The 19978-nt window shown below is 70.3% G+C and carries 15 protein-coding genes and 2 pseudogenes; 10 read left to right on the top strand and 7 right to left on the bottom strand.

All coding sequences use genetic code 11. The features are described from left to right. Window positions 1–32 precede the first annotated feature (32 nt). The 4 genes from QUE44_RS05305 (at window position 33) to pheT (ending at window position 5810) form a co-directional block, all read left to right on the top strand. Entirely contained in the window at window positions 33–488 is a 456-nt protein-coding gene (locus tag QUE44_RS05305; RefSeq protein WP_286216283.1) for a hypothetical protein, read from the top strand. 1 nt (window position 489) lies between these two features. Beyond that, the gene (locus QUE44_RS05300) at window positions 490–1920 is read left to right on the top strand and encodes a GGDEF domain-containing protein (RefSeq protein ID WP_286216280.1); all 1431 of its coding nucleotides are present in this window, start codon (window positions 490–492) and stop codon (window positions 1918–1920) included. A 204-nt stretch (window positions 1921–2124) separates the two neighbouring features. Then, the gene (gene pheS, locus QUE44_RS05295) at window positions 2125–3213 is read left to right on the top strand and encodes a phenylalanine--tRNA ligase subunit alpha (protein WP_286216278.1); all 1089 of its coding nucleotides are present in this window, start codon (window positions 2125–2127) and stop codon (window positions 3211–3213) included. After that, window positions 3213–5810, top strand: a complete 2598-nt coding sequence (gene pheT / locus QUE44_RS05290) for a phenylalanine--tRNA ligase subunit beta (RefSeq protein ID WP_286216276.1) — start codon at window positions 3213–3215, stop codon at window positions 5808–5810. Before pheS ends, pheT begins: the two co-directional genes overlap by 1 nt. A 369-nt stretch (window positions 5811–6179) precedes the next feature. On the opposite strand, the pseudogene gdhA reads toward pheT, so the two are convergent. Continuing rightward, window positions 6180–7522: pseudogene (gene gdhA / locus QUE44_RS05285) on the bottom strand (NADP-specific glutamate dehydrogenase). A 285-nt stretch (window positions 7523–7807) separates the two neighbouring features. Here gdhA and QUE44_RS05280 point away from each other — a divergent pair. Both QUE44_RS05280 and QUE44_RS05275 read left to right on the top strand, forming a co-directional pair. Continuing rightward, window positions 7808–9309 (top strand): annotated as a pseudogene (locus QUE44_RS05280) (sodium-dependent transporter). Beyond that, window positions 9306–9464 carry a methionine/alanine import family NSS transporter small subunit gene (locus QUE44_RS05275; protein WP_286216275.1) on the top strand — a complete coding sequence of 53 codons (159 nt, stop codon included), beginning with the start codon at window positions 9306–9308 and terminating at the stop codon, window positions 9462–9464. The pseudogene QUE44_RS05280 and the gene QUE44_RS05275 overlap by 4 nt, the downstream one beginning before the upstream one ends. Here QUE44_RS05275 and QUE44_RS05270 read toward each other — a convergent pair. The 3 genes from QUE44_RS05270 to QUE44_RS05260 are packed head-to-tail and all read right to left on the bottom strand — an operon-like array spanning window position 9446 to window position 13140. Beyond that, window positions 9446–10660: a DUF2510 domain-containing protein gene (locus tag QUE44_RS05270; protein WP_286216273.1), complete on the bottom strand. Its 1215-nt coding sequence runs from the start codon at window positions 10658–10660 to the stop codon at window positions 9446–9448. The genes QUE44_RS05275 and QUE44_RS05270 overlap by 19 nt on opposite strands. Before the next feature lie 22 nt (window positions 10661–10682). Beyond that, window positions 10683–11732 carry a hemolysin family protein gene (locus tag QUE44_RS05265; protein WP_286216272.1) on the bottom strand — a complete coding sequence of 350 codons (1050 nt, stop codon included), beginning with the start codon at window positions 11730–11732 and terminating at the stop codon, window positions 10683–10685. Further along, window positions 11725–13140, bottom strand: a complete 1416-nt coding sequence (locus QUE44_RS05260; RefSeq protein ID WP_286216271.1) for a hemolysin family protein — start codon at window positions 13138–13140, stop codon at window positions 11725–11727. Before QUE44_RS05260 ends, QUE44_RS05265 begins: the two co-directional genes overlap by 8 nt. Before the next feature lie 157 nt (window positions 13141–13297). Here QUE44_RS05260 and QUE44_RS05255 point away from each other — a divergent pair, with 157 nt between their 5' ends. Then, window positions 13298–13807: a hypothetical protein gene (locus QUE44_RS05255; RefSeq protein ID WP_286216269.1), complete on the top strand. Its 510-nt coding sequence runs from the start codon at window positions 13298–13300 to the stop codon at window positions 13805–13807. Here the strand turns inward: QUE44_RS05255 and QUE44_RS05250 are convergent. Next, complete coding sequence (locus QUE44_RS05250; RefSeq protein WP_286216267.1) at window positions 13800–14261, bottom strand: GNAT family N-acetyltransferase; 462 nt, start codon at window positions 14259–14261, stop codon at window positions 13800–13802. The genes QUE44_RS05255 and QUE44_RS05250 overlap by 8 nt on opposite strands. Before the next feature lie 33 nt (window positions 14262–14294). On the opposite strand from QUE44_RS05250, the gene QUE44_RS05245 reads away from it, so the two are divergent. Further along, entirely contained in the window at window positions 14295–15140 is an 846-nt protein-coding gene (locus QUE44_RS05245) for a phosphodiester glycosidase family protein (RefSeq protein ID WP_286216265.1), read from the top strand. A gap of 175 nt (window positions 15141–15315) precedes the next feature. On the opposite strand, the gene QUE44_RS05240 is transcribed toward QUE44_RS05245, so the two are convergent. After that, window positions 15316–15903, bottom strand: a complete 588-nt coding sequence (locus QUE44_RS05240; RefSeq protein ID WP_286216264.1) for a sugar O-acetyltransferase — start codon at window positions 15901–15903, stop codon at window positions 15316–15318. Between the two features lie 119 nt (window positions 15904–16022). Then, complete coding sequence (locus QUE44_RS05235; protein ID WP_286216263.1) at window positions 16023–17930, bottom strand: DUF4914 family protein; 1908 nt, start codon at window positions 17928–17930, stop codon at window positions 16023–16025. Between the two features lie 211 nt (window positions 17931–18141). Here QUE44_RS05235 and QUE44_RS05230 point away from each other — a divergent pair, with 211 nt between their 5' ends. Beyond that, on the top strand, window positions 18142–18831 hold the full coding sequence (locus tag QUE44_RS05230; protein WP_286216262.1) for a hypothetical protein: 690 nt from the start codon (window positions 18142–18144) through the stop codon (window positions 18829–18831). 31 nt (window positions 18832–18862) lie between these two features. Further along, the gene (locus QUE44_RS05225) at window positions 18863–19957 is read left to right on the top strand and encodes an Rv2578c family radical SAM protein (RefSeq protein WP_286216261.1); all 1095 of its coding nucleotides are present in this window, start codon (window positions 18863–18865) and stop codon (window positions 19955–19957) included. Window positions 19958–19978: the final 21 nt, after the last annotated feature.

Genomic DNA, 19978 nt, shown 5'->3' with positions numbered 1-19978 from the left:
CGTCGCTTGACGACGCCTGCTGAGGAGGCTTCATGGACAACACGCGACGGCTCGACATCCCGGGTTCACGGGGAAAGGTCGAGGTCGACGGCGTCCTGGGGCTGCTGTACAAGGTGAGGATCGACGGCGCGGTCATCAAGCGCGGTAGGGGTGGCTGGGCGATCCCGATGCGCAACGGATCGACCTCGCGGCTGACGTCGGGCGGCGTGATCCCCGGTTTCCAGACCCTGTACCTCGATGGCAAGCCGATCCTCAAGATGGGCGCCCACGTGCAGGCGCCCGAGAGGGCGGCGATGTTCGCCCCGCTGGCGCTGGTCCTCTGGTGGTATCTCGGGGTCGGCGCGATTCTCGCGGTGCTGATGTTTCTCACTAACGTCATGGTCGTCAAGAATCCTCAGATCCCGCGAGCCCTGAGAATCGGCCTTCCGCTCGTCAACACCGCGGTCATGGCGGCGGTCCTGACGGTGCTCTTCGGGTCACCCTTCTAGCGTGTCCCGCCGCCTCGCGGTCCGTAGCCCGGCAGATCCTCTGCCGTGGGTCTTCGGCGCGGTGCTGGTGGCACTCGTCGCGATCAGCGCCGCGTCGTTCGTGCTCCGCGGCGCGGTGGTCGCCGATGCACGGACGGCCGCCGTCGAGGGCGCGACCGTGGTCGGCGACGCCACCGCGGTGCTCGTCGCCGGCGCCACCCGCCCCGCCGAGGCGACGCTGCGGACAATCGCGGGATCCCTCGGGGCCGATGCGTCGCTCGCCGCACACGCCGATCGCGTGCTCGCTCTTGCCGGGCCGCCCTTGGCCTCGCATCCCTCGATCGACGCGATTCAGGTGTGGGGTCGGGACGGCACCGTCCAGGAGGTGCGGCGTGAGGCCGGCGGAGACATCGCCGTGACGCAGCGCCAGGCCCTCGCGCCCGAGCAGTGGATCGCGCTCACGCGCGCCGAGCCCGGGGTGGTGTGGACGGCGCCCGTCGTGGCCGACGACGGCCGCACGCTCCTCCACGCGGCACTCGCCGCGCGCAACCGCACCGGCGAGGTCGTCGGCGCGGTCGTGGCGGTGACCGACTCCAGAGTGATCGAGGACGCGCTCGCCGCGTCCTCAGGGGTGAGGTTCGGGACGGCGGCGGTCACGGGTGACGGCGTGCTCCTCGCGGGCGACTCCGCAGTCGAGCCTCCCGCAGGGACGCGGGTTGCGACAGGCTCGGGGGCGGTGATCCCCCACGGGACCTCGGTCTACTACGAACGCCCCGTCGACGCGTCGCTGCCCTGGACGCTCGCGGTGCAGGTCGAGGGCGACGCCGTCCTCCCCACGATCGCGACGCTCGAGCGGACCATGCTCACCTTCGTCATCTTTGTCCTCACGCTCGCGGTTGTGCTGGGCCTCATCCTGTGGGTGCTGCGGCTCCCGGCGGGCGAGCTCTCGGCCCGGGCACGCACCGATGCCCTCACGGGCCTGTCGAACCGTCACCACTTCGAGGTGCGCGGCCACGACGTGCTGCAGGCGGCCAGGCGAAGGTCGGCGCGCGTGGTGGTGGCCGTCTTCGACCTGGACAATTTCAAGTCAGTCAACGACGGCGCCGGTCACGAGATCGGCGATGCCGCCTTGCGCGCCGTTGCCGACGGCCTCGTCGAGGCGTCCGGTCCGCGCGACGTGGTCGCGCGCCTGGGCGGAGACGAGTTTGCCGCGGTCTTGTGGATGGCCTCGCACGACGATGCCGAGAGGCACGTCGAGCGCATGCGCACGTGCGCGCAGGACCTGCTCGAGGAGGCGGTGGGGGAACGCTTCGACGTGGGCGTGAGCGCGGGGTGGGTCGACACGTCGCGAGGTGAGTACCGGCTGTCGAACCTCGTGCGTGCCGCCGACCACGCCATGGTGTCCGGGCGACGCACCGAGAAGGGTGCGGCATACGAGGGCGCCCACGGCTGAGGCGCCTGCTACGGTGAGGGGCATGTCCACGAGCCCGCGCCGCCGTCCAGGCCGCGCCGCCGTGCGCTTCTTTATCTAGGCCCGGGGAGAACCGCCGGGCCTGACAGCGACCGCCGCGCCTGCATCGTCCCCCTCACTCCTTCAGGACGCCCCCCGCGCGACCGGTAGACTTCCGGAGGTTTCCGAGGCTGCGAAGGGCCACTCATGACTGATCTTTCCCCGCTCGACGCCGCGGGCGTCGAGTCCGCCGTCGAGTCAGCGCTCGCCGCGTTCGCCGCGGCCACGACGCTCGACGAGCTCAAGGACGCGCGCCTGGCTCACACGGGCGACAAGGCGGCTCTCACGCTCGCCAACCGCGGTATCAAGGATCTGGCCCCCGCCGACAAGGCCGCGGCGGGCAAGGCGATGGGCGCGGCGCGCGGACGCATCGGCGCTGCGCTCGAGGCGCGGACGGCGGAGCTCGAGGCCGAACGCGACGCACGCGTGCTGGTCGAGGAGGCCGTCGACGTCACGCTGCCCGTCTCGCGTCAGGCGCCCGGCGCACGCCACCCCTTGGAGACCATGCAGGAGCGCATGTGCGACGTGTTCGTCGGCATGGGCTGGGAGGTCGCCGAGGGCCCCGAGATGGAGGCGGAGTGGTTCAACTTCGACGCCCTCAACTTCGACCCCGATCATCCGGCGCGCGAGATGCAGGACACGTTCTTCATCGACCCGCCGAGCTCGGGACTGCTGATGCGGACCCACACCTCGCCCGTGCAGGTGCGCGCCGCGCTCGAGCGTCGCGAGGCACTCGAGAACGAGGGCCGCGGCATCTACGTCGTGTGTCCGGGCAAGACCTTCCGCACCGACGAGCTCGACGCGACCCACACTCCGGTGTTCCACCAGATCGAGGGCCTCGCGATCGACAAGGGCCTGACGATGGCGCACCTCAAGGGCACGCTCGACCACTTCGCCAAGGCGATGTTCGGGCCCGAGGCCGTGACGCGCCTGCGCCCGTCCTTCTTCCCGTTCACGGAGCCCTCCGCCGAGATGGACCTGCGCTGCTTCGTGTGCGGCGGCGAGGACGCCGCGTGCCGGACGTGCCGTGGCACGGGCTGGATCGAGTGGGGCGGGTGCGGCATGACGCACCCGAACGTGCTCGTGGCCGCGGGCATCGACCCGACGCGCTACACGGCCTTCGCGTTCGGCATGGGGATCGAGCGCACCCTGATGTTCCGCCACGGTGTCACCGACATGCGCGACATGGTCGAGGGCGACGTGCGCTTCTCACAGCAGTTCGGGATGGAGATCTGATGCCCAAGATTCCGCTTAGCTGGCTCGCGGAGTCGGTCGACCTGGTGCCCGGCTCGTCCCCCGAGGACGTCGCGGCGGCGCTCGCGCGCGTGGGCCTCGAGGAGGAGGGGCTCTACGGTCCTCCGGTCAAGGGGCCGCTGGTCGTCGGTCGCGTCCTGTCGCTCGTCAAGGAGGCGCAGTCGAACGGCAAGACCATCAACTACTGCCGCGTCGACGTGGGGGAGTTCAACGACCCCGCGGGTCCGGATGGCCTGGTGCGTGGCCACAAGCCCGACCACCAGGAGACCTTCCCGCCCTCGCGCGGCATCGTCTGCGGCGCGCATAACTTCGTCGAGGGCGACTACGTCGTGGTGGTGCTGCCGGGCGCCGAGCTGCCCGGGCCGTTCCCGATCTCGGGGCGCAAGACGTATGGCCACTGGTCGGACGGCATGATCTGCTCGGCGCGCGAGCTGGGCCTGGGCGAGGACCACACCGGCATCATCGTGCTGACCGAGATGGGCTTCGCCGCGGCCGACCTCTCGCCCGGACAGGACGCGATCGCGCTGCTGGGGCTCGACGAGTCGACGATTGAGATCAACGTCACCCCGGATCGCGGCTACAGCTTCGCGATCCGTGGCGTCGCGCGCGAATATGCCCACGCGACGGGACAGACCTTCCGCGACCCCGCGGCGATCGACGTGTCGGGCGCTCCCGGCGCGGGCTTCGGCGTCGAGATCGAGGACCAGGCCCCCGTGCGCGGCACGGTGGGGTGCGACCGGTTCGTCGCGCGCATCGTGCGCGGATTCGACCCCACGGCCGCGTCGCCGGCCTGGATGAAGGCGCGCCTCGAGGCGGCGGGCATGCGCTCGATTTCGCTTGCGGTCGACGTCACCAACTACGTCATGCTCGAGCTGGGTCAGCCGCTGCACGCGTACGACCTCGCACGCGTGAGCGAGCCGATCGTCGTGCGTCGCGCGCGACCGGCCGAGAGCATCGTCACGCTGGACGACGTCACTCGCGTGCTTCACGGCGAGGACCTGGTGATCGCGGACTCGCAGGGCGGACGCGGCGAGCGCGCAATCGGCATCGCGGGTGTCATGGGCGGTGCCCTCACTGAGGTCTCCGACGCCACGACCGAGGTGCTCCTCGAGGGCGCGCACTTCGACCCGATCTCGATCGCGCGGACGGCGCGCAGGCACCGGCTCGGGTCCGAGGCGTCACGGCGCTTCGAGCGTGCGGTCGACACCTCGCTGCCTCCGGTCGCCGTCGAGCGCGCCGCGCGACTGTTGGTCGAGCACGGCGGCGGCGTGATCGAGGACGTCTACACGGATGTGAACAACGTCGCTGCGATCGAGCCCATCGAGATGGATGTGGACTTCCCCGCGCGAATCGTGGGCGTGCCGTACACCGCCGAGCAGGTCATCGACGCCCTCGAGCAGGTCGGGTGTGAGGTCGAGCGCGACGGCGAGGTGCTCGTGGTGACCCGTCCCACGTGGCGTGCCGACCTGGTGGCTCCCATCAACCTGGTCGAGGAGGTCGCGCGCCTGCAGGGCCTCGAGGCGCTGCCCTCGGTGCTGCCCGTCGCCCCTCCTGGCCGCGGCTACACCCACTCGCAGATCGCGCGGAAGTCCGTCGCGCGGTCGCTCGCCGAGGCGGGCCTCACGCAGGTGCTCACGTACCCCTTCATCTCGGAGGCGCGTCTCGACGAGGTCCTGCTGCCCGCCTACGACCAGCGCCGCGACGTCATCCGCCTGGCCAACCCCCTCAGCGCCGAGCAGCCGCTGCTGCGCACCGCGTTGCTGCAGACCCTGGTCGACGCGGTGCGCGTCAACCTGGGCCGCGGTGCCCAGGACGTGGCCGTCTACGAGACGGGGCGCGCGTATCTGGGTCGCCTCGTGGGCGCGGTGCCCGCCACCTACTCGGGTGGATCGATCACGCCGGACGATGTCGAGGCGCTCAACAAGGCCATCCCCGGCCAGGTGCGACGCGTCGCAGGCATCATGACGGGCAACAGGGTCGCCGCAGGTTGGAACGGGCACGCGACGGCGTGGGACTGGACCGACGCCCTGGCGATGGTCGAGCGCGTCGAGCGTGCATGCGGCGTGGTGCTTGAGGTCTCTCCCGACGCGGGCGAGCGCTTCTCGACCTCTCCGTTCCACCCCGGCCGCGTGGCGATCTACCGCCTCGAGGGGCAGATCGTGGGCGGGGCAGGCGAGCTGCACCCCAAGGTGTGCGAGAACCTGGGCCTGCCGGCCAGGACCGTGGCGTTCGAGCTGTTGCTCGACCCGATGATCGCGGTGTCCGAGGGCGTGTTGGTGACGGCGTCCCCCGTGTCGCAGCAAGTGCTCGCGAAGGAGGACTTCGCGTTCGTGGTCGACGCCGCGGTGCCCGCCGGGGCCCTGGTCGAGGCGGTGCTTGCGGCGGGTGAGGGCGTGGTCGAGGACGCACGCGTGTTCGATGTCTACTCGGGTCCGCAGGTGGGCGAGGGCAAGAAGTCGCTCGCGATCAACGTCCGCATGCGCGCGTTCGACCACACGCTCACCGCGGAGGAGGTCCTCGAGGTGCGGCGCGCGATCATCGCGGCGGCGGGGGAGAAGTGCGGGGCGGTGCTGCGCTAAGCCGCGGCACGTTCGCACTGCCTGCTCGGCTCACGCTTGCCGCGCGCGCCCGCGCGCCCGCGCGCCCCCTTACCCACCCGCGCGCTCGCCTTGACCACCCTTGCGCTCGCCTTGACCAACCTTGCGCGCTATGGGACACCCATGGTCGGTTTACGTCGGTGTGTGCCTGCCATGGGACGCTGAGGGTCGCTTCGCCGGGAAGGCAGGACCTAGAGCGGCTGGGTGGGTCGCGCGACCATGGGTGTCCCATAGCGCGCCGAGAACTCCTCAAACCGACCATAGGTGTCCCATAGGGGGCACGTGCGGAGCGGGCGGAGCGTGCGGAGCGGGCGGAGCGTGCGGCGGCTGCTCCGCACGCCCCTCACGCCTCTACACGAGCCCCAGCGCGAGCATGGCGTCAGCCACCTTGGTGAAGCCGGCGATGTTGGCCCCCGCGACGTAGTCGCCTGGCATCCCGTACTCGTCGGCGGTCGTAAGGCAGCGGTCGTGAATGCCGCTCATGATGTCCTGCAGGCGACGCTCGGTGTGCTCGAAGCTCCACGAGTCGCGTGACGCGTTCTGCTGCATCTCGAGCGCGCTGGTGGCGACGCCCCCGCATTCGCGGCCTTGCCCGGAGCGAATCGGATGCCCGACTCCCGGAACACACGCACCGCCTCGGGGGTGGAGGGCATGTTCGCGCCCTCGGCCACGATCGCGCATCCGTGGCCCGCGAGGGTGGCCGCATCGCGCGCATTGAGCTCGTTCTGCGTGGCGCACGGCAGCGCGATGTCGCACGGCACGTCCCAAATCGAACCGCCCGTGCGGTGGTTCGCGCCCCGGGACTCGGCGTACTCACTGAGCCTGCCGCGACGGCCCTGCTTGATCTCCTTCACCAGGTCGAGGTCGATGCCGGCCTCATCGACCACGTATCCGTCCGAGTCCGAGCACGCGACCACGGTGCCGCCCAGCTGATGCACCTTCTCCATCGCGTAGATCGCCACGTTGCCGGAGCCCGACACGACCACGCGCTTGCCGTCGAGAGAGTCGCCCCGCGTGCGCAGCATCTCGTTCACGAAGAAAACCGTGCCGTAGCCGGTGGCCTCGGTGCGCACCTGCGAGCCGCCCCACGCGAGTCCCTTGCCGGTGAACACGCCCGACTCGTAACGGTTGGTGATCCGCTTGTACTGGCCGAACATGTAGCCGATCTCGCGTCCGCCCACCCCGATGTCTCCCGCGGGAACGTCGGTGTACTCGCCCACGTGGCGTGACAGCTCGGTCATGAAGGACTGGCAGAAGCGCATGATCTCGGCATCGCTCTTGCCCTTCGGGTCGAAGTCGGACCCGCCCTTGCCGCCACCGATCGGCAGTCCGGTGAGGGAGTTCTTGAAGATCTGCTCGAAGCCCAGGAACTTCACGATGCCCAAATAGACCGAGGGGTGGAAGCGAATGCCGCCTTTGTATGGGCCCAGGGACGAGTTGAACTGCACCCTGAAGCCCCTGTTGAACTGGGCGCGGCCGGAGTCGTCCATCCACGGCACGCGGAAGATCACCTGGCGCTCCGGCTCGCACAGCCGCGCGATGACACCCGCGTCCGCGTAGTCGGGGTGCTTGGCCACCACGGGACCCAGGCTCTCGAGCACCTCGCGCACGGCCTGGTGGAACTCGTCCTCGCCAGGGTTGCGCTTGACGACGTCGTCGAAGATGGGGATGAGGGTCTCGCTCAGGGCGGTCATGGGGGCTCTCCTGACGGGGGATGAGGCAATGGCCCCCCTCGGCGTCGAGGAGGACCATGGGGCATCGGGTGCCACCTCGAGTGTAGTCAACCCGCGCATCGTCCCCGACCCTTGGGACCTCCTCACCAGGCGAGACGTTCCTGCCGGGACTAGCGTGAAGCGCATCGGCGCACCCACCCGGAGGTCACCTTGAGCGAGCAGCCAGCCACGCCCCCCGGCACTCACGAGAAGCGTGAGCACTGGAGCGGGCAGACCGCGTTCATCCTGGCAGCCATCGGTTCCGCGGTGGGACTGGGCAACATCTGGCGCTTCCCCGGCCAGGCGTACGAGAACGGCGGGGGAGCGTTCATGATCCCCTACGTGATCGCGCTGCTCACCGCGGGAATCCCGATCCTGTTCCTCGAGAACGCGATCGGCCACCGCTTCCGCGGCTCCGCGCCGCTCGCGATGCGCCGCGTCGCCCGGCGGGCCGAGGGCGTGGGCTGGTTCCACGTCGCGATCTGCTTCGTGATCGGCCTGTACTACACCGTCATCATCGGATGGGCCGTCAGCTACTTCTTCTTCAGCTTCAACCTCGACTACGCCGAGGATCCGGCGACCTTCTTCGCGCGGGACTTCCTCCAGCTGGGGGAGCCGGGCACGGTGAGCCTCACGTTCGTGCCGAGCGTCCTCATCCCGCTCGTCGCGGTCTGGGTGGTGACGATCGTGATCCTCGCGCTCGGACTGCACAACGGCGTCGAGCGACTCAACGTGGTGGGCATCCCGCTGCTCGTGGTGACGTTCGGCATCCTCGTGGTGCGTGCGCTCATGCTCGACGGCGCCGCCGAGGGAGTCGAGGCTCTCTTCACTCCCGACTTCTCCGCGCTGCGCGACCTCAGGTCTGGATCGCGGCCTACGGGCAGGTCTTTTTCTCGCTGTCGCTCGCGTACGGGGTGATGCTCACCTACGCGTCGTACCGGCGCCGTCGCTCAAACATCACCGCGCCCGGTCTGGTCGTCGCGTTCGGCAACAGCTCGTTCGAGATCCTCGCCGGCGTGGGGGTGTTCGCGACGCTAGGCTTCCTCGCCCACCAGCAGGGGATCGCGGTCGCGGACCTCGAGGGCCTCACCGGCGTGCAGTTGTCCTTCATCACGTTCCCCACCGTGATCGCCCAGATGCCCGGCGGTCAGATCTTTGGCGCGTTGTTCTTCGGCTCGCTGGTAGTCGCGGGCCTCACGTCGCTCATCTCCGTGCTGCAGGCCGTCTCGAGCGCGCTGCAGGACAAGTTCGGCTGGCACCCGCGAGGCTCCGCGGTCGCGGTGGGTATCGTCTCCGCGGTGCTCTCGGTGATCGGATTCGGCACCACGACGGGGCTGTTCCTGCTTGACGTGGTCGACCAGTGGTCCAACCAGCTGGGGATCGTGGCGGGAGCGGTCGCGATGATCGCCGCGTCGCTGTGGTTCGCGGGTCGTTCGAGCGAACTTCAGCGCCACCTCGCGGCGGTGTCGACGCTGCGTCCCGGGCGCGGCTGGCTGATCCTGGTCAACGTCGTGGCGCTGCTGCTCCTCTCCATGTTCGTGCAGAAGACCACCACGCTCATCAACGACGGATATGAGGGCTATCCCGGCTGGTATCTCGCCGTCTTCGGGTGGGGGACGCTCGCGTTCCTGCTGGCGGCCGCTCTCGCGATGCCGCTGCTGCGGTGGCGCCGCAACATCGCGCGATTCCACGTGTGGCCCACGCGGGCCCAGTTGGGCCTTCCCGACCATCCGCACGACGAGTACGAGCCCGAAGGGAGGCCGCGATGAATGCCGATGCCCTGGTCCTGATGATCGTGGTGATGGCCATCATCTGGGGAGGCTTGGTGGCGTCGATCGTGTTCCTGGCACGCCGGCCCGAGGCAGGCCACCTGCCCGATGGCGGCGAGGACACCGTGGTGCCCGACTACGCCCCACTCGAGTAGTTGCCGAGCGCGGTGTCGACCACCCACTCCGCGTCGTACGTGCGCGTCGCCAGCACCCTGGAGTCGTCCTCGATGAGGAGGTAGTCCTCGTTCGGCGGAGAGCCGTCGTTCCACGTCACGTCCACGAGCAGCCACCGGCCGTCGACCCGCACCTTGTTCCACGCATGCAGCCCGCCTGTCACGCCCGCGGAGTCGGATCCCGTCGCGATCACCGCCTCGAGACCGGCCTCATGCGCCATCGCGAGGAAGGCCATCGCGTATCCGTTGCACACGGCCGTGCCGTCGACGAGGATGCCGTAGGCCTCTTGGCTGCGGGCCACGAGCTCCTCGGTGCCCGGCAGCGCCTGCCCGGACGCGTCGATCGCCTCGAACGCGGCATCGTCGTAGACGGCCACCGCCGTGAGGTAGTCGTTGATGAGGCGCACGCGCTCCGCCTGGTCGGTGGTCTCGAGGGCTCCCGAGGCCGCGAGACCCGCCTCGACGCCGATCATCGTCAGCTCGCGGCGCCGTTCCGCCTCGGCCGCGTCGTACGTGTAGTCGGGGGAGATCTCGACGCGTGCGCCGTAGTCCGTCACGGTCCAGCCGTTGACGAACGCATACGGGTTCTGCGCGAGGGCCTCGCGCATCGCGTCATCTACCGCGGCGTCACCCTGCTCGCGCACCCACGCGGTCACGTCGATGTCGTCCTGCTGGGCGACCATCCCCGCGGCGAGGCTCGTCACCATGGCGGAGGATCCGAACACCGGGAACGCGACGTCCTCGGGCAGCGGCGGCGCCTCCGCGATCGCCTGCGCAAGGGCCGCCGAGGCCGCGGCACCGGGGTTGCCCCATTCGGGCAATAGCCCCGCGCTGCTCGCGAAGCTCGAGGCCAGCACCAGGACCAGCACCGTCAGCGTCGCGCCGAACCACCGACGCCCGCGGCGCTCGCGGCGACTCGCCCTCTCGGCCTCGGCCGCCGCCAGCGCGTAGGCAGGAGGGACGATGCCCCTCTCGACCTTCGTGTCACGGTCCCGTATGCGGCGGGTCCAGCGGGTGCCGTCCCAGTAGCGCTCGAGCCCGGTCTCGCTGGGGTCCGGAAGCCAGCCCGCCGCCGGCAGGCGGGGCGTTGGCGGCGGCACCTGGGGTGGCGCAGGAGGCGGCACCGGCCGGCGTGCCGGCTGCCACTCGTCCTCCGGCAGCCAGCCGCGCTCGTCCATGGGTGCCGTCCCGTCCGCTCGCCTACGCGCCCACGGCCTGTGTCGCGTCCACGACCTCGCCCACGAGGCGCTCGATCACGTCCTCGAGCATCGCGGCGCCGAGCACCTCCCCCGACTCTGGATCCCGCACCAGCGCGAGGTGGGTGCCGCGCGCCTGCATCGCGGTGAGCGCCTCCTCAAGCGAGGCCTCGGGCGAGATTTCGCTGAGCGGGCGCACCGCGGTCGACGGCACGGGCTTGGTGGCGTGGCCCCTGGCCACCGAGGCGAAGTCCTTGAGGTGCAGGTAGCCCACGAAGTGACCCGCGGCGTCCACGAGCGGGAAGCGCGAGAAGCCGGTGCGCACGCACTCCTTCTGTGCGCGCTGCGGCGTGACGTCCACGGGCAGCGTGACGAGCTCCTCGCGCGGCGTCATGACGTCCCGCACCGTCTCGAAGCTCAGCGTGAGCGAGCCCGTGAGCACGCGGTGCTCGTGCTCGTCGAGAAGGCCCTCCTGACGCGACTCGGCGAGCAGTCCCGCGACCTCCTCGGCCGCGAACGTCGAGGTGACCTCGTCGCGCGGCTCGACGCGCAGGAGGCGCAGGCCGATGTTCGCGATCCAGTTGAGGGACCAGATGACGGGCTTGAGGATCCAGACGATGCCGTAGAGGACGGGACCGAGGATGAGCGCCGAGCGCTCGGGGCCGGCGATCGCGATGTTCTTGGGCACCATCTCGCCCAGGACCATGTGGAGGAACACCACGATGAGCAGGGCGATGGTGAAGGCGATGCCGTGCAGCCACGGGCCGGTCACGCCGATCGCCTCGAGCGGCTTCTCGAGCTGATGCGCGACCGCGGGTTCGCCGATCGCACCGAGTCCGAGCGAGCATGCCGTGATGCCCAGCTGGGCTCCCGCCATCATGAGCGAGACCCGGTCCATGCCGCGCAGCGTGATGCGTGCCGGGCGCGAGCCCGCCGCGGCGAGCGGCTCGATCTGGGTCCGGCGTGCCGAGATCAGCGCAAACTCGGCACCCACGAAGAATGCGTTGCCTGCCAGCAGGGCGACGGCGATGAGGATTGCGGTGAGGTCACTCACGGCCGGACTCCTTCCGAGAGGACGATGCGTCGGAGCGCGGCTCGGATGCCGCATCGGGGTCCGGCGGCGGGACCACCTCGACCAGGACCCGATCGACGCGGTGGCCGTCGAGGCGCACCACGGTCATGCGCGCGGTGACCGGCACCGGGATGCCGTCCTCGTCGCGGTGTGCCTCGTCGCGCGCCTCGAAGTCGACCGTGTCGCCCACGACGGGGAAGCGCTCGAGGCGCTCCGTGAGGAAGCCGCCCAGGGTGTCGGACTCGCGACCCTCGGGAAGGTCCAGGCCCATCAGCTCGCCCGCCTCGTCGGGGCGCAGCAGGCCCGACAGCGACCAGCGGTTCTCGCTGAGGCGGCGATGACGGCTGACGGGACGGTCCTGCTCATCCTCGATCTCCCCGACGATCTCCTCGACGAGGTCCTCGAGCGTGACCACGCCATCGGTGCCGCCGTACTCGTCGACCACGACCACGATCTGCGAGCCCTGGCGCAACGTCTCGAGCACCGCGCTGAGCGGCATGGTCGACGGCACGGAGTCCACGGGCATCGCGATCTCCGAGATCGGGGTCGTCGCGCGTTGGCGCGCGGGAAGCGCGAGGGCGCGCTTGAAGTGGGCCACGCCCACGATCTCGTCCACGCTCTCGCCCATGACGGGGAAGCGTGCGTGACCCGTGCGGGAGGCGAGGTCAAGGACCTCGGCCACCGGGGCATCGGCGCTCACGAAGTGCACGCGCGTGCGCGGGGTCATCGCGTCGGACGCGGTGCGGTCGCGCATCTCCGCGGCGCGCGCGAGGCGTTGCGCGACGCGCGGCTCGAGGGTGCCCTGTTGGCCCGAGCGCTCCGCGATCGACTGCAGCTCGCCGGCCGAGCGGGCCGAGGCAAGCTCCTCGCGCGGCTCGATGCCAAACGACCGGACGATGCGGTTGGCGGAGCCGTTGAGGAAGCGGATCAGCGGCCCCATGAACCACGTGAAGCCGCGCTGGGCGCCCGCGACCGCGCGGCCCACGCGCAGCGGTTCGGCAATCGCCCAGTTCTTGGGGATGAGCTCGCCGATCACCATCTGGGTGGCGGTCGCGATGACGAAGGCGAGGGTCAGCGACACCGCCACCGTGCTGCCCTCGGGGAGACCGAGCGTGGAGAGGGGGCTGCGCAGCAGGGTCGCGAGCGAAGGCTCGGCGATGAAGCCGACGAGCAGCGAGGTGACCGTGATGCCGAGCTGCGCGCCGGACAGCTCCGTCGAGAGCTTCTTGAGGCCGGCCTGGAGCGACTGCGCGCGCCTGTCGCCGCCCGCGGCGGCACGGTCGACCGTGGGGCGGTCGACCGTCACGAAGGCGAACTCCGCGGCGACGAAGAGCGCGTTCGCGAGGATGAGGAGCAGCGCCAGCAGCAGGAGGAGCCATGCCTCTGTCACGAGAGGCCTCCCTCATGGGCGCGGCGGACGGGGGCAGGCGCCGGGGGAGCAGGGCTGCTCCGGGCCGGCGCTCGGGACTATGACCGTCAGGCATGGCGACGAGTATAGGTGAAGCGTGGCGCCAAGGAATGGGTGTCCCGTGCGGCAGTCTTGCCTCATGAGCGACGATGCGCGTCCCACCCTGGGGTCCGAGACGGTGGTCATGGCCGCCGGTCTCCTGCTGGGATCGGTCCTGGGATGGGTGGTTCCCGGCATGCTGATTCTGCCCACGATCGAGCAGGAGCCGCCCGATGCCTGGTTGGGGCTGGTCTACGTCGTGGTCGGGATCGTCGTGACTGCGTTACACATGCTCGCGCTGGGAGCCTTCGCGGGTGTGCGCGCCGTGGTGTACACCAGGTCCGAGCGGCGCCTGCGATGGTCGCCGTGGTGGGCGTGGGGTGGTGCCGCCGTGATCAGCCTGGTCGCGGCCGCGATGTCGAGTTCCGGCGGGTGGAACAACGGGCTCTTCCTGGTTCCGGGAGTGGTGACGCTGGGCGTCTACGCCGTCGCGATCCGGCTGGCGATGCGGGTACGGCTGCCGAACGGCGCGGTGTGGGGAGTGGGAGCGGCGGTCACCGCGGTCGCGCTGGTGGTCGTGTGGCCCATTCTTGGCGTGATGGTCAGCTGATCGCGCGCGACAGGTAGAAGGCGCGTTCACCCGTGTCGGGCTGGCGCAGCGCGAAGCCGTGGCGGTCGTAGAACCGCAGGGCGTCCGTGTCGGACTCGTCGACGTTGACCTCGAGGAGAGCGACCCCGTGGGACCGGGCATGCGTCACGACGGCGTCGACCAAGGCCGTGCCCATGCCGTGGGAGCGGAGGTCGGGTCGCACGTAGAGCTCGTCGAGCAGCGCGACGGGACCGTCGAACCACACGTTGGGCCGGAGCGTGACGAGTGCGATGCCGGCGGGTGGTTCGCCGCCGAGCACCGCGAAGGTGTGCTGGGACTCGAGCAGCGCCGCGAGGCGCGGCGCGATCTGCGCCGCCTCGGGCGCGGGGGAGTCGAACTCTCGGTTGAAGTCCACGAGCAGGCGCGCCGCGCTCTCCGCGTCCGCGGCCGTCGCGATCCTCAGGTGATGGTCCACGTGGCCAGGCTACGCCGCGGGTAGCCTGCAGGGGTGTCTCGTCGCCTCGTCCTCGTCGCAGTTGCGATGGCGGGCCTCGTGGTCGGGTGCTCGGTCGGCTCCTCGCCCGCCGCTATCCCCGCTACCGCGGCGCCCTCGACTGCCGTGCCCACCACCGTGGCGCCGTCGACTCCGGCGCCCGGGGCATCGTCCCCTCCCACCGTCGCGCCGCCCGTCGACGTGCCGACTCGGGTCCTGAATCTGGGGGAGCGGGGCTCCTACGGAGTGGTCGAGCTCGACCTCGACGCGTGGGACGTGCGGGTCGACTGGCCGCAGGACCCGGAGGGCACCGACCTCGCGGAGTATCTCGAGGCCCATCCCGAGGTCGCGGTGCTCACCAACGCGGGAATCTTCAGCGAGGACCTGTCGCCGGGCGGCCTGTTGGTGTCCGATGGAGAGGAACTGCGTGCGCTCAACCTGGCCGAGGGCGCGGGGAACTTTCACCTCATGCCCAACGCGGTGTTCGAGGTCCGCGCTGACGGCACGGCCGCGGTCGTCGAGTCCACGGCCTACACCGGCGCGGGCGTCGAGCAGGCGACCCAGTCGGGCCCTGCGCTGCTGCTTGATGGCGAGGTCCACCCCCAGTTCACGGAGGGCAGCTCGAACACCGCGCTGCGGTCGGGAGTGGGCGTGAGCCCCGACGGGCGGACGGTCTACCTGGTCATCACCAGGACGTACGTCAACCTGTGGGACTTTGCCGTGATGTTCCGCGACGAGCTCGGCGTCGAGGACGCGCTGTATCTCGATGGGCAGATCTCGCAGCTGTGGGTGTCGGGGGCTCCGGATCCCACGCCGTTCCTGGGCCCATACGCCGGGGTGATCGCGGCCACCCCGCGCTGAGCGGTGTGTGCTGGGCCGGCATCGTCGACCTTGAGCTTTCACAAGTCACACATCTGGTGACCGGTGTGGCGGCGCTGAACGGGGATCCGGTCGCACGTGGCCTCAGATGTGTGACTTGCGCACCTGAGCGGAGGCGGGAGGGTGGGGCGGGTCGGGTCGGGGACGATGCCCGGGTTCAGATCTCCTTGATGACGCGGGCGGGGTTGCCCGCGACCACCACGCCGGGCGGCACGTCGCGCGTGACCACGGAGCCGGCGCCCACGACCGACCCGCGGCCGATCGTCACCCCGGGGCAGATCACGACCGATCCGCCGAGCCACACGTCGGCCTCGAGCGTGATGGGAAGGCCGCGCTCCCAGCCCTCGCGGCGCAGCTCGACGTCGAGCACGTGGTTGACGGTGTAGAAGCGCGCGTCGGGCCCGATCAGCGCGTTGTCGCCGATGGTCACGGTGCCCGAGCCGACGATCATGAGGTTCGCGTTGATGAAGACGTTCGCGCCGAAGCGCACGCGCTCGCGGTACTCGAGGTACACCGGGGGGCGGAAGTCGAGCCCAGGGCCGCACTCGCCGACCAGTTCCGAGAGCGCACGGGTCGAGCCCTCGGGGTCCTCGTAGTAGCGGCCGTTGAGGTCGCGCAGGCGAGCGAGGGTCGCGCGCTGCATGTCCGCGAGCTCCGGGCCCGCGCGGTACCGGAACCACTCGTCGGCCTGGAGCTTGTCGTACTCGGTGCGGCTGGGGTCCGGGGTGGGCATGTCCTGAGTCACCCCGCCACGCTAGCGGGCGCGCGTGACGTGGGCACCACCCTGAAGTCCCGGCCCGCCGTACGCAGAAGGGACGATGCCCCACCCACCCGGGCGGGGCATCGTCCCCTCTCGCACGGCCCCTAGTAGTACATGGGCGTGAGCGCCTCGTACTCCTCGACGCTCGCGTCCCGCAGGCACAGTTCGATGATCTGGCGGCCCAGCGGGTCGAGGTCCTCGGTCATGAACTGACGCAACTGCTCCTTGAAGAAGCCGGTGAGGATCGCACAGCCGGCGTCGTACGCCTCGGTGCCGACCTGCGACTGCAGCTCCGGGCGCAGCAGCGTGCGGCGCACCGGCTGGCCGTCGAGGGTGATCTCCTTGGGTGCGTAGCCGAACAGCGCGCAGCGCGCCGGCTCGAGCTGATCGGCCCTCATGCGGCCGGCACCCTTGCGGGCGAGCCACTCGCGCGTGAGCCACTCGGCCGAGAATCCGACCTTGTAGGCGCCCACGTGCTGGTTGGGCGTGAGGACGTAGCGCGTGTGGTGGAAGTCCACGATCTGGCGCAGCAGCAGGTTGGCCGCCTCGACCTTGGTTCCCGTCGAGAACGGCCAGTATGAGCCCACGCCCTCGGACACCATGCCGCCGTGCTCGAGCGTGCGCACGGCATCGGCCGCCTCGCCGATCGAGGGATTCTTGTCGCCGCGCGGGGCGATGAGACGCCACAGCCACGCGATCGCGGGGGGCACGAAGTGCGTGAGCCCCATGATCCCGTAGGTCGGGTTGTCCTTGGTGCACGCGGGCATGCGCACGCCGAACGTGCGCACGTCGACGCCCATGGGCTGGTCGATCACGCCGCGAATCATGCGACGGGGAATCACCACCCGCGGGTTCGGGCACGGCTTGCCGGTCGAGTCGGGGGTGTGCTCCCACGGCAGGGCGGTCGCGTCGGCGACGCCGTCGATGCTGAAGAACACGAGCGGCGTGTCGGGGTGGATGACGGCGCGCTCGAACTGGACGTCCTCGCCGTACGTCGTGAGGTTGTCGACGCGCACGAACCAGCCGTCCTCGGCATCCGCGACCACCATGCGGCCCGACCCATCCTGAACGGCGGGATGGCACAGCGTCATGTCGTCGGTCACGGGGGACAGATCCGAGGTCTCGGAGAGGGTCACCAGGTAGGGCTCGTCGGTCACGACATTGGTACCGAGCAGGATGCGGCCGTCGTCCTCGCGGCGCAGGTCCTGGCACATTTCGGACTTGCCGCCTCCCGAGGCGCCCTCGTGCATGATCACGGTCTCGTTGTCGTACGGAGTCGTGACGCGCACCGCGGAGGCGTGCGCCGTGATCCAGCCCTCCTGCTCGCCGATGTCGAGCAACACCGAGAACACGCCCTTCTTGGCGCTCGGACCCGGGTAGAGGTTGTAGGCGAAGATCTCGTGGAGCGTCTCGGAGCGGTCGTGGACCACCACCTGGCGGCCGTCAAAGTGCGTGTGCCGGAACGGCGGCGCGACGTAGAGGATCGAGCGCGGCTCGTAGGCCCCGAGCTCCTCGAAGGTCACCCAGCCCTGGAGGTCCACCAGCGCGGTCGCGAAGAAGCCGGCGTTGACGGGCACGATCGCGAGCGACGGCGAGCCGTAGGTGAGTCCACCCGCCTTGAACGGCACGACCACGAGGTCCTGGCGCGCGAGCCATGCGAGCGTGTCCGCGCGGGTGTCGGCGAAGCCGTGGCCAAAGCGATCCACGAAGCGCGTCTTGTCCGTGGGGCGGTCGTCCGCGATCACCATGCACTGCGGGTCGCGCCTGCGCATGTAGTCCTCGGGATAGTTGACCGCCATGCCGTTGCGGCAGCGCGTGACGGTGGCCTCGGTGACCACCTCTCCGTCGACGTCGTAGTCGACGGAGAACACGGGTCCCCCCTCGGGGCCGAGCGAGAGGGCGTAGAGCTCCGCCCGCGTCGCGGGCACCGTGACCGAGGGCGCGGCTTCGAGGAGCGCGCGCACCTCGGGTGCGAGGGTCAACTGGTCCAGGTACGTCAAGGTGTCGGTCACGCTCGGCTCCTTCGTCATGCGGACGGGGGCACGCCTGCGGTGCTCCCTCCAGCGTGAGTCTGCCTTTCCCAAAGGAAGGGTAAAAGGGACGTAGGTCACGGGTATGGTGAGGGGACGATGCTCGCGTCGCCTTCGCGTGCGGCGGCAGGCGCCGTATGCTCGCATCGGGCCTGGTGATGGGCCCTCTGGCGCGAGGGGGCCGATGCGTACCGTGGTGATCACTCTGCTGGCGATCACGCTTGCGATCGGCGGCTGGCTGTGGTGGCGCGGCGACACCGTGGCCACCGCTCCCGAGGTGCGGGCGATCGAGGCCGCCCCGCTCCCGGTCGTCACGGGAGACTTCGACCAGGTGGCGACCGACTGCCGCGAGGATGTTCCATGGGAGTCCGTGCATGCGCGCCCGTGGCAGGCGCTCTCGCAACGCTTCGCGGGCACCGTCGACGTGTGCGTCGAGTTGTATCGGGACGTGGCGGGCTCGAGCGCGCAGGCGGATGCGTATGTGGCGCTCGTGACCTCCGCGTGGAGCACGGCGGAGCGCTCCGACTACTGGTGGCCGTGGGACGGTCGCGATGACGCGCCAGGGGTGGTGGACCTTTCGGTGGCGTTCGCGGGTGCGCGCGGGGATGGGGCGTCGCTTGCCTCGAATCCGGCGACGGGTGCGTGTACGACAACCCTGCCCGCGACCTCCGTCGCACTGGGCGAGGCCTTGACGGCGCCTCCCCTCGTCATGGTCGGCTCATGTGACGAGTCGGTGGGGTTGGGCCCCGCGAGCGGGGAGTCGGCCTCGTGGTCGGTGCCCCGTCCCGAGGAGTGGGACCTCGTGGTGATGTCCTTCCTCTTCGAAGCCGATCCGGGCGCGATTCCGACGATCGAACTGGCGGTGACGGGCGCGCCCGCTTGACCGGTATTCGAACACGTGTTCGAATGGGCGCATGCGGTGGGAGGGACAGGCGCTGAGCGCGCCAGCGGAGAATGCTCTGCCCGCGCTCGCGAAGATGTCGAACCTGGTGCGCACGGTGACCACGCCGGAGTTCGCGGGCGTCACGTTCCACGAGGTGCTCGCGAAGAGCGCGCTCAACCGCGTGGGACCGGGCAGCGCGGTGCCGTTCACGTGGACCGTCAACCCGTATCGCGGATGCACTCATGCGTGCGTCTACTGCTTCGCGCGCCCCTCGCACCGCTACCTCGAGCTCGATGCGGGCGCCGACTTCGACTCGCAGGTGATCGTCAAGATCAACATCGCGGACGCGCTGCGCAAGGACCTCGCGAGGCCGTCGTGGAATCGCGAACACGTGGCGCTGGGCACCAACACCGATCCGTACCAGCGCTGCGAGGGTAGGTATCGGCTCATGCCCGGCATCATCCGGGCGCTCGCCGACGCGGGGACCCCGCTGTCGATCCTCACCAAGGGCTCGCTGCTGCGCCGCGACCTGCCGCTGCTGACCGCCGCACGGGGGTCGATCCCCGTGGATCTCGGGATGTCCATCGCGATCGCCGACGACTCCCTCCAGCAGGCCATCGAACCCGGGACGCCCACGACGCAGGCGCGCCTCGCGACGGTCACGGCGGCGGCGGAGGCTGGCTTCTCGGTCGCGGTCTTCATGATGCCGGTGTTGCCGTTTCTCACCGACTCCGAGGACCACCTCGACGCCGCCCTCGCGCGCATCAAGGAGGCGGGCGCGACCTCGGTGACCTACTCGGCCCTCCACCTGCGCCCCGGCGTCAAGGAATGGTTCGCCCAGTGGCTCCACGGCAACCGCCCCGACCTCATCCCGCGCTACCGCGAGCTCTACGGAGACGATTCCTACGCGCCGCGTGAATACCGGCGGTGGCTCGCCGACCGCATCAAGCCGCTGATCGCGGCCCACGGCCTCGAGCGCGCCGCCGAGGACCCCAACACCGGCTCCGTGTCGTCCCGCGCCACCGCGCGAGACGCCAACGGGGAGTGGCGGAGGACCCGCGCGGCCGATCCCGACACGGCGGGGGACATCGCGGCGCGCCACGCCGAGCCGGTGACGCTCTTCTAGTCCGGATGCGCCCGGGACGAG

This window comes from Demequina sediminis (genome assembly GCF_030296675.1).
Taxonomy (GTDB): domain Bacteria; phylum Actinomycetota; class Actinomycetes; order Actinomycetales; family Demequinaceae; genus Demequina; species Demequina sediminis.
This window is presented reverse-complemented; position numbering and strand designations above follow the sequence as displayed.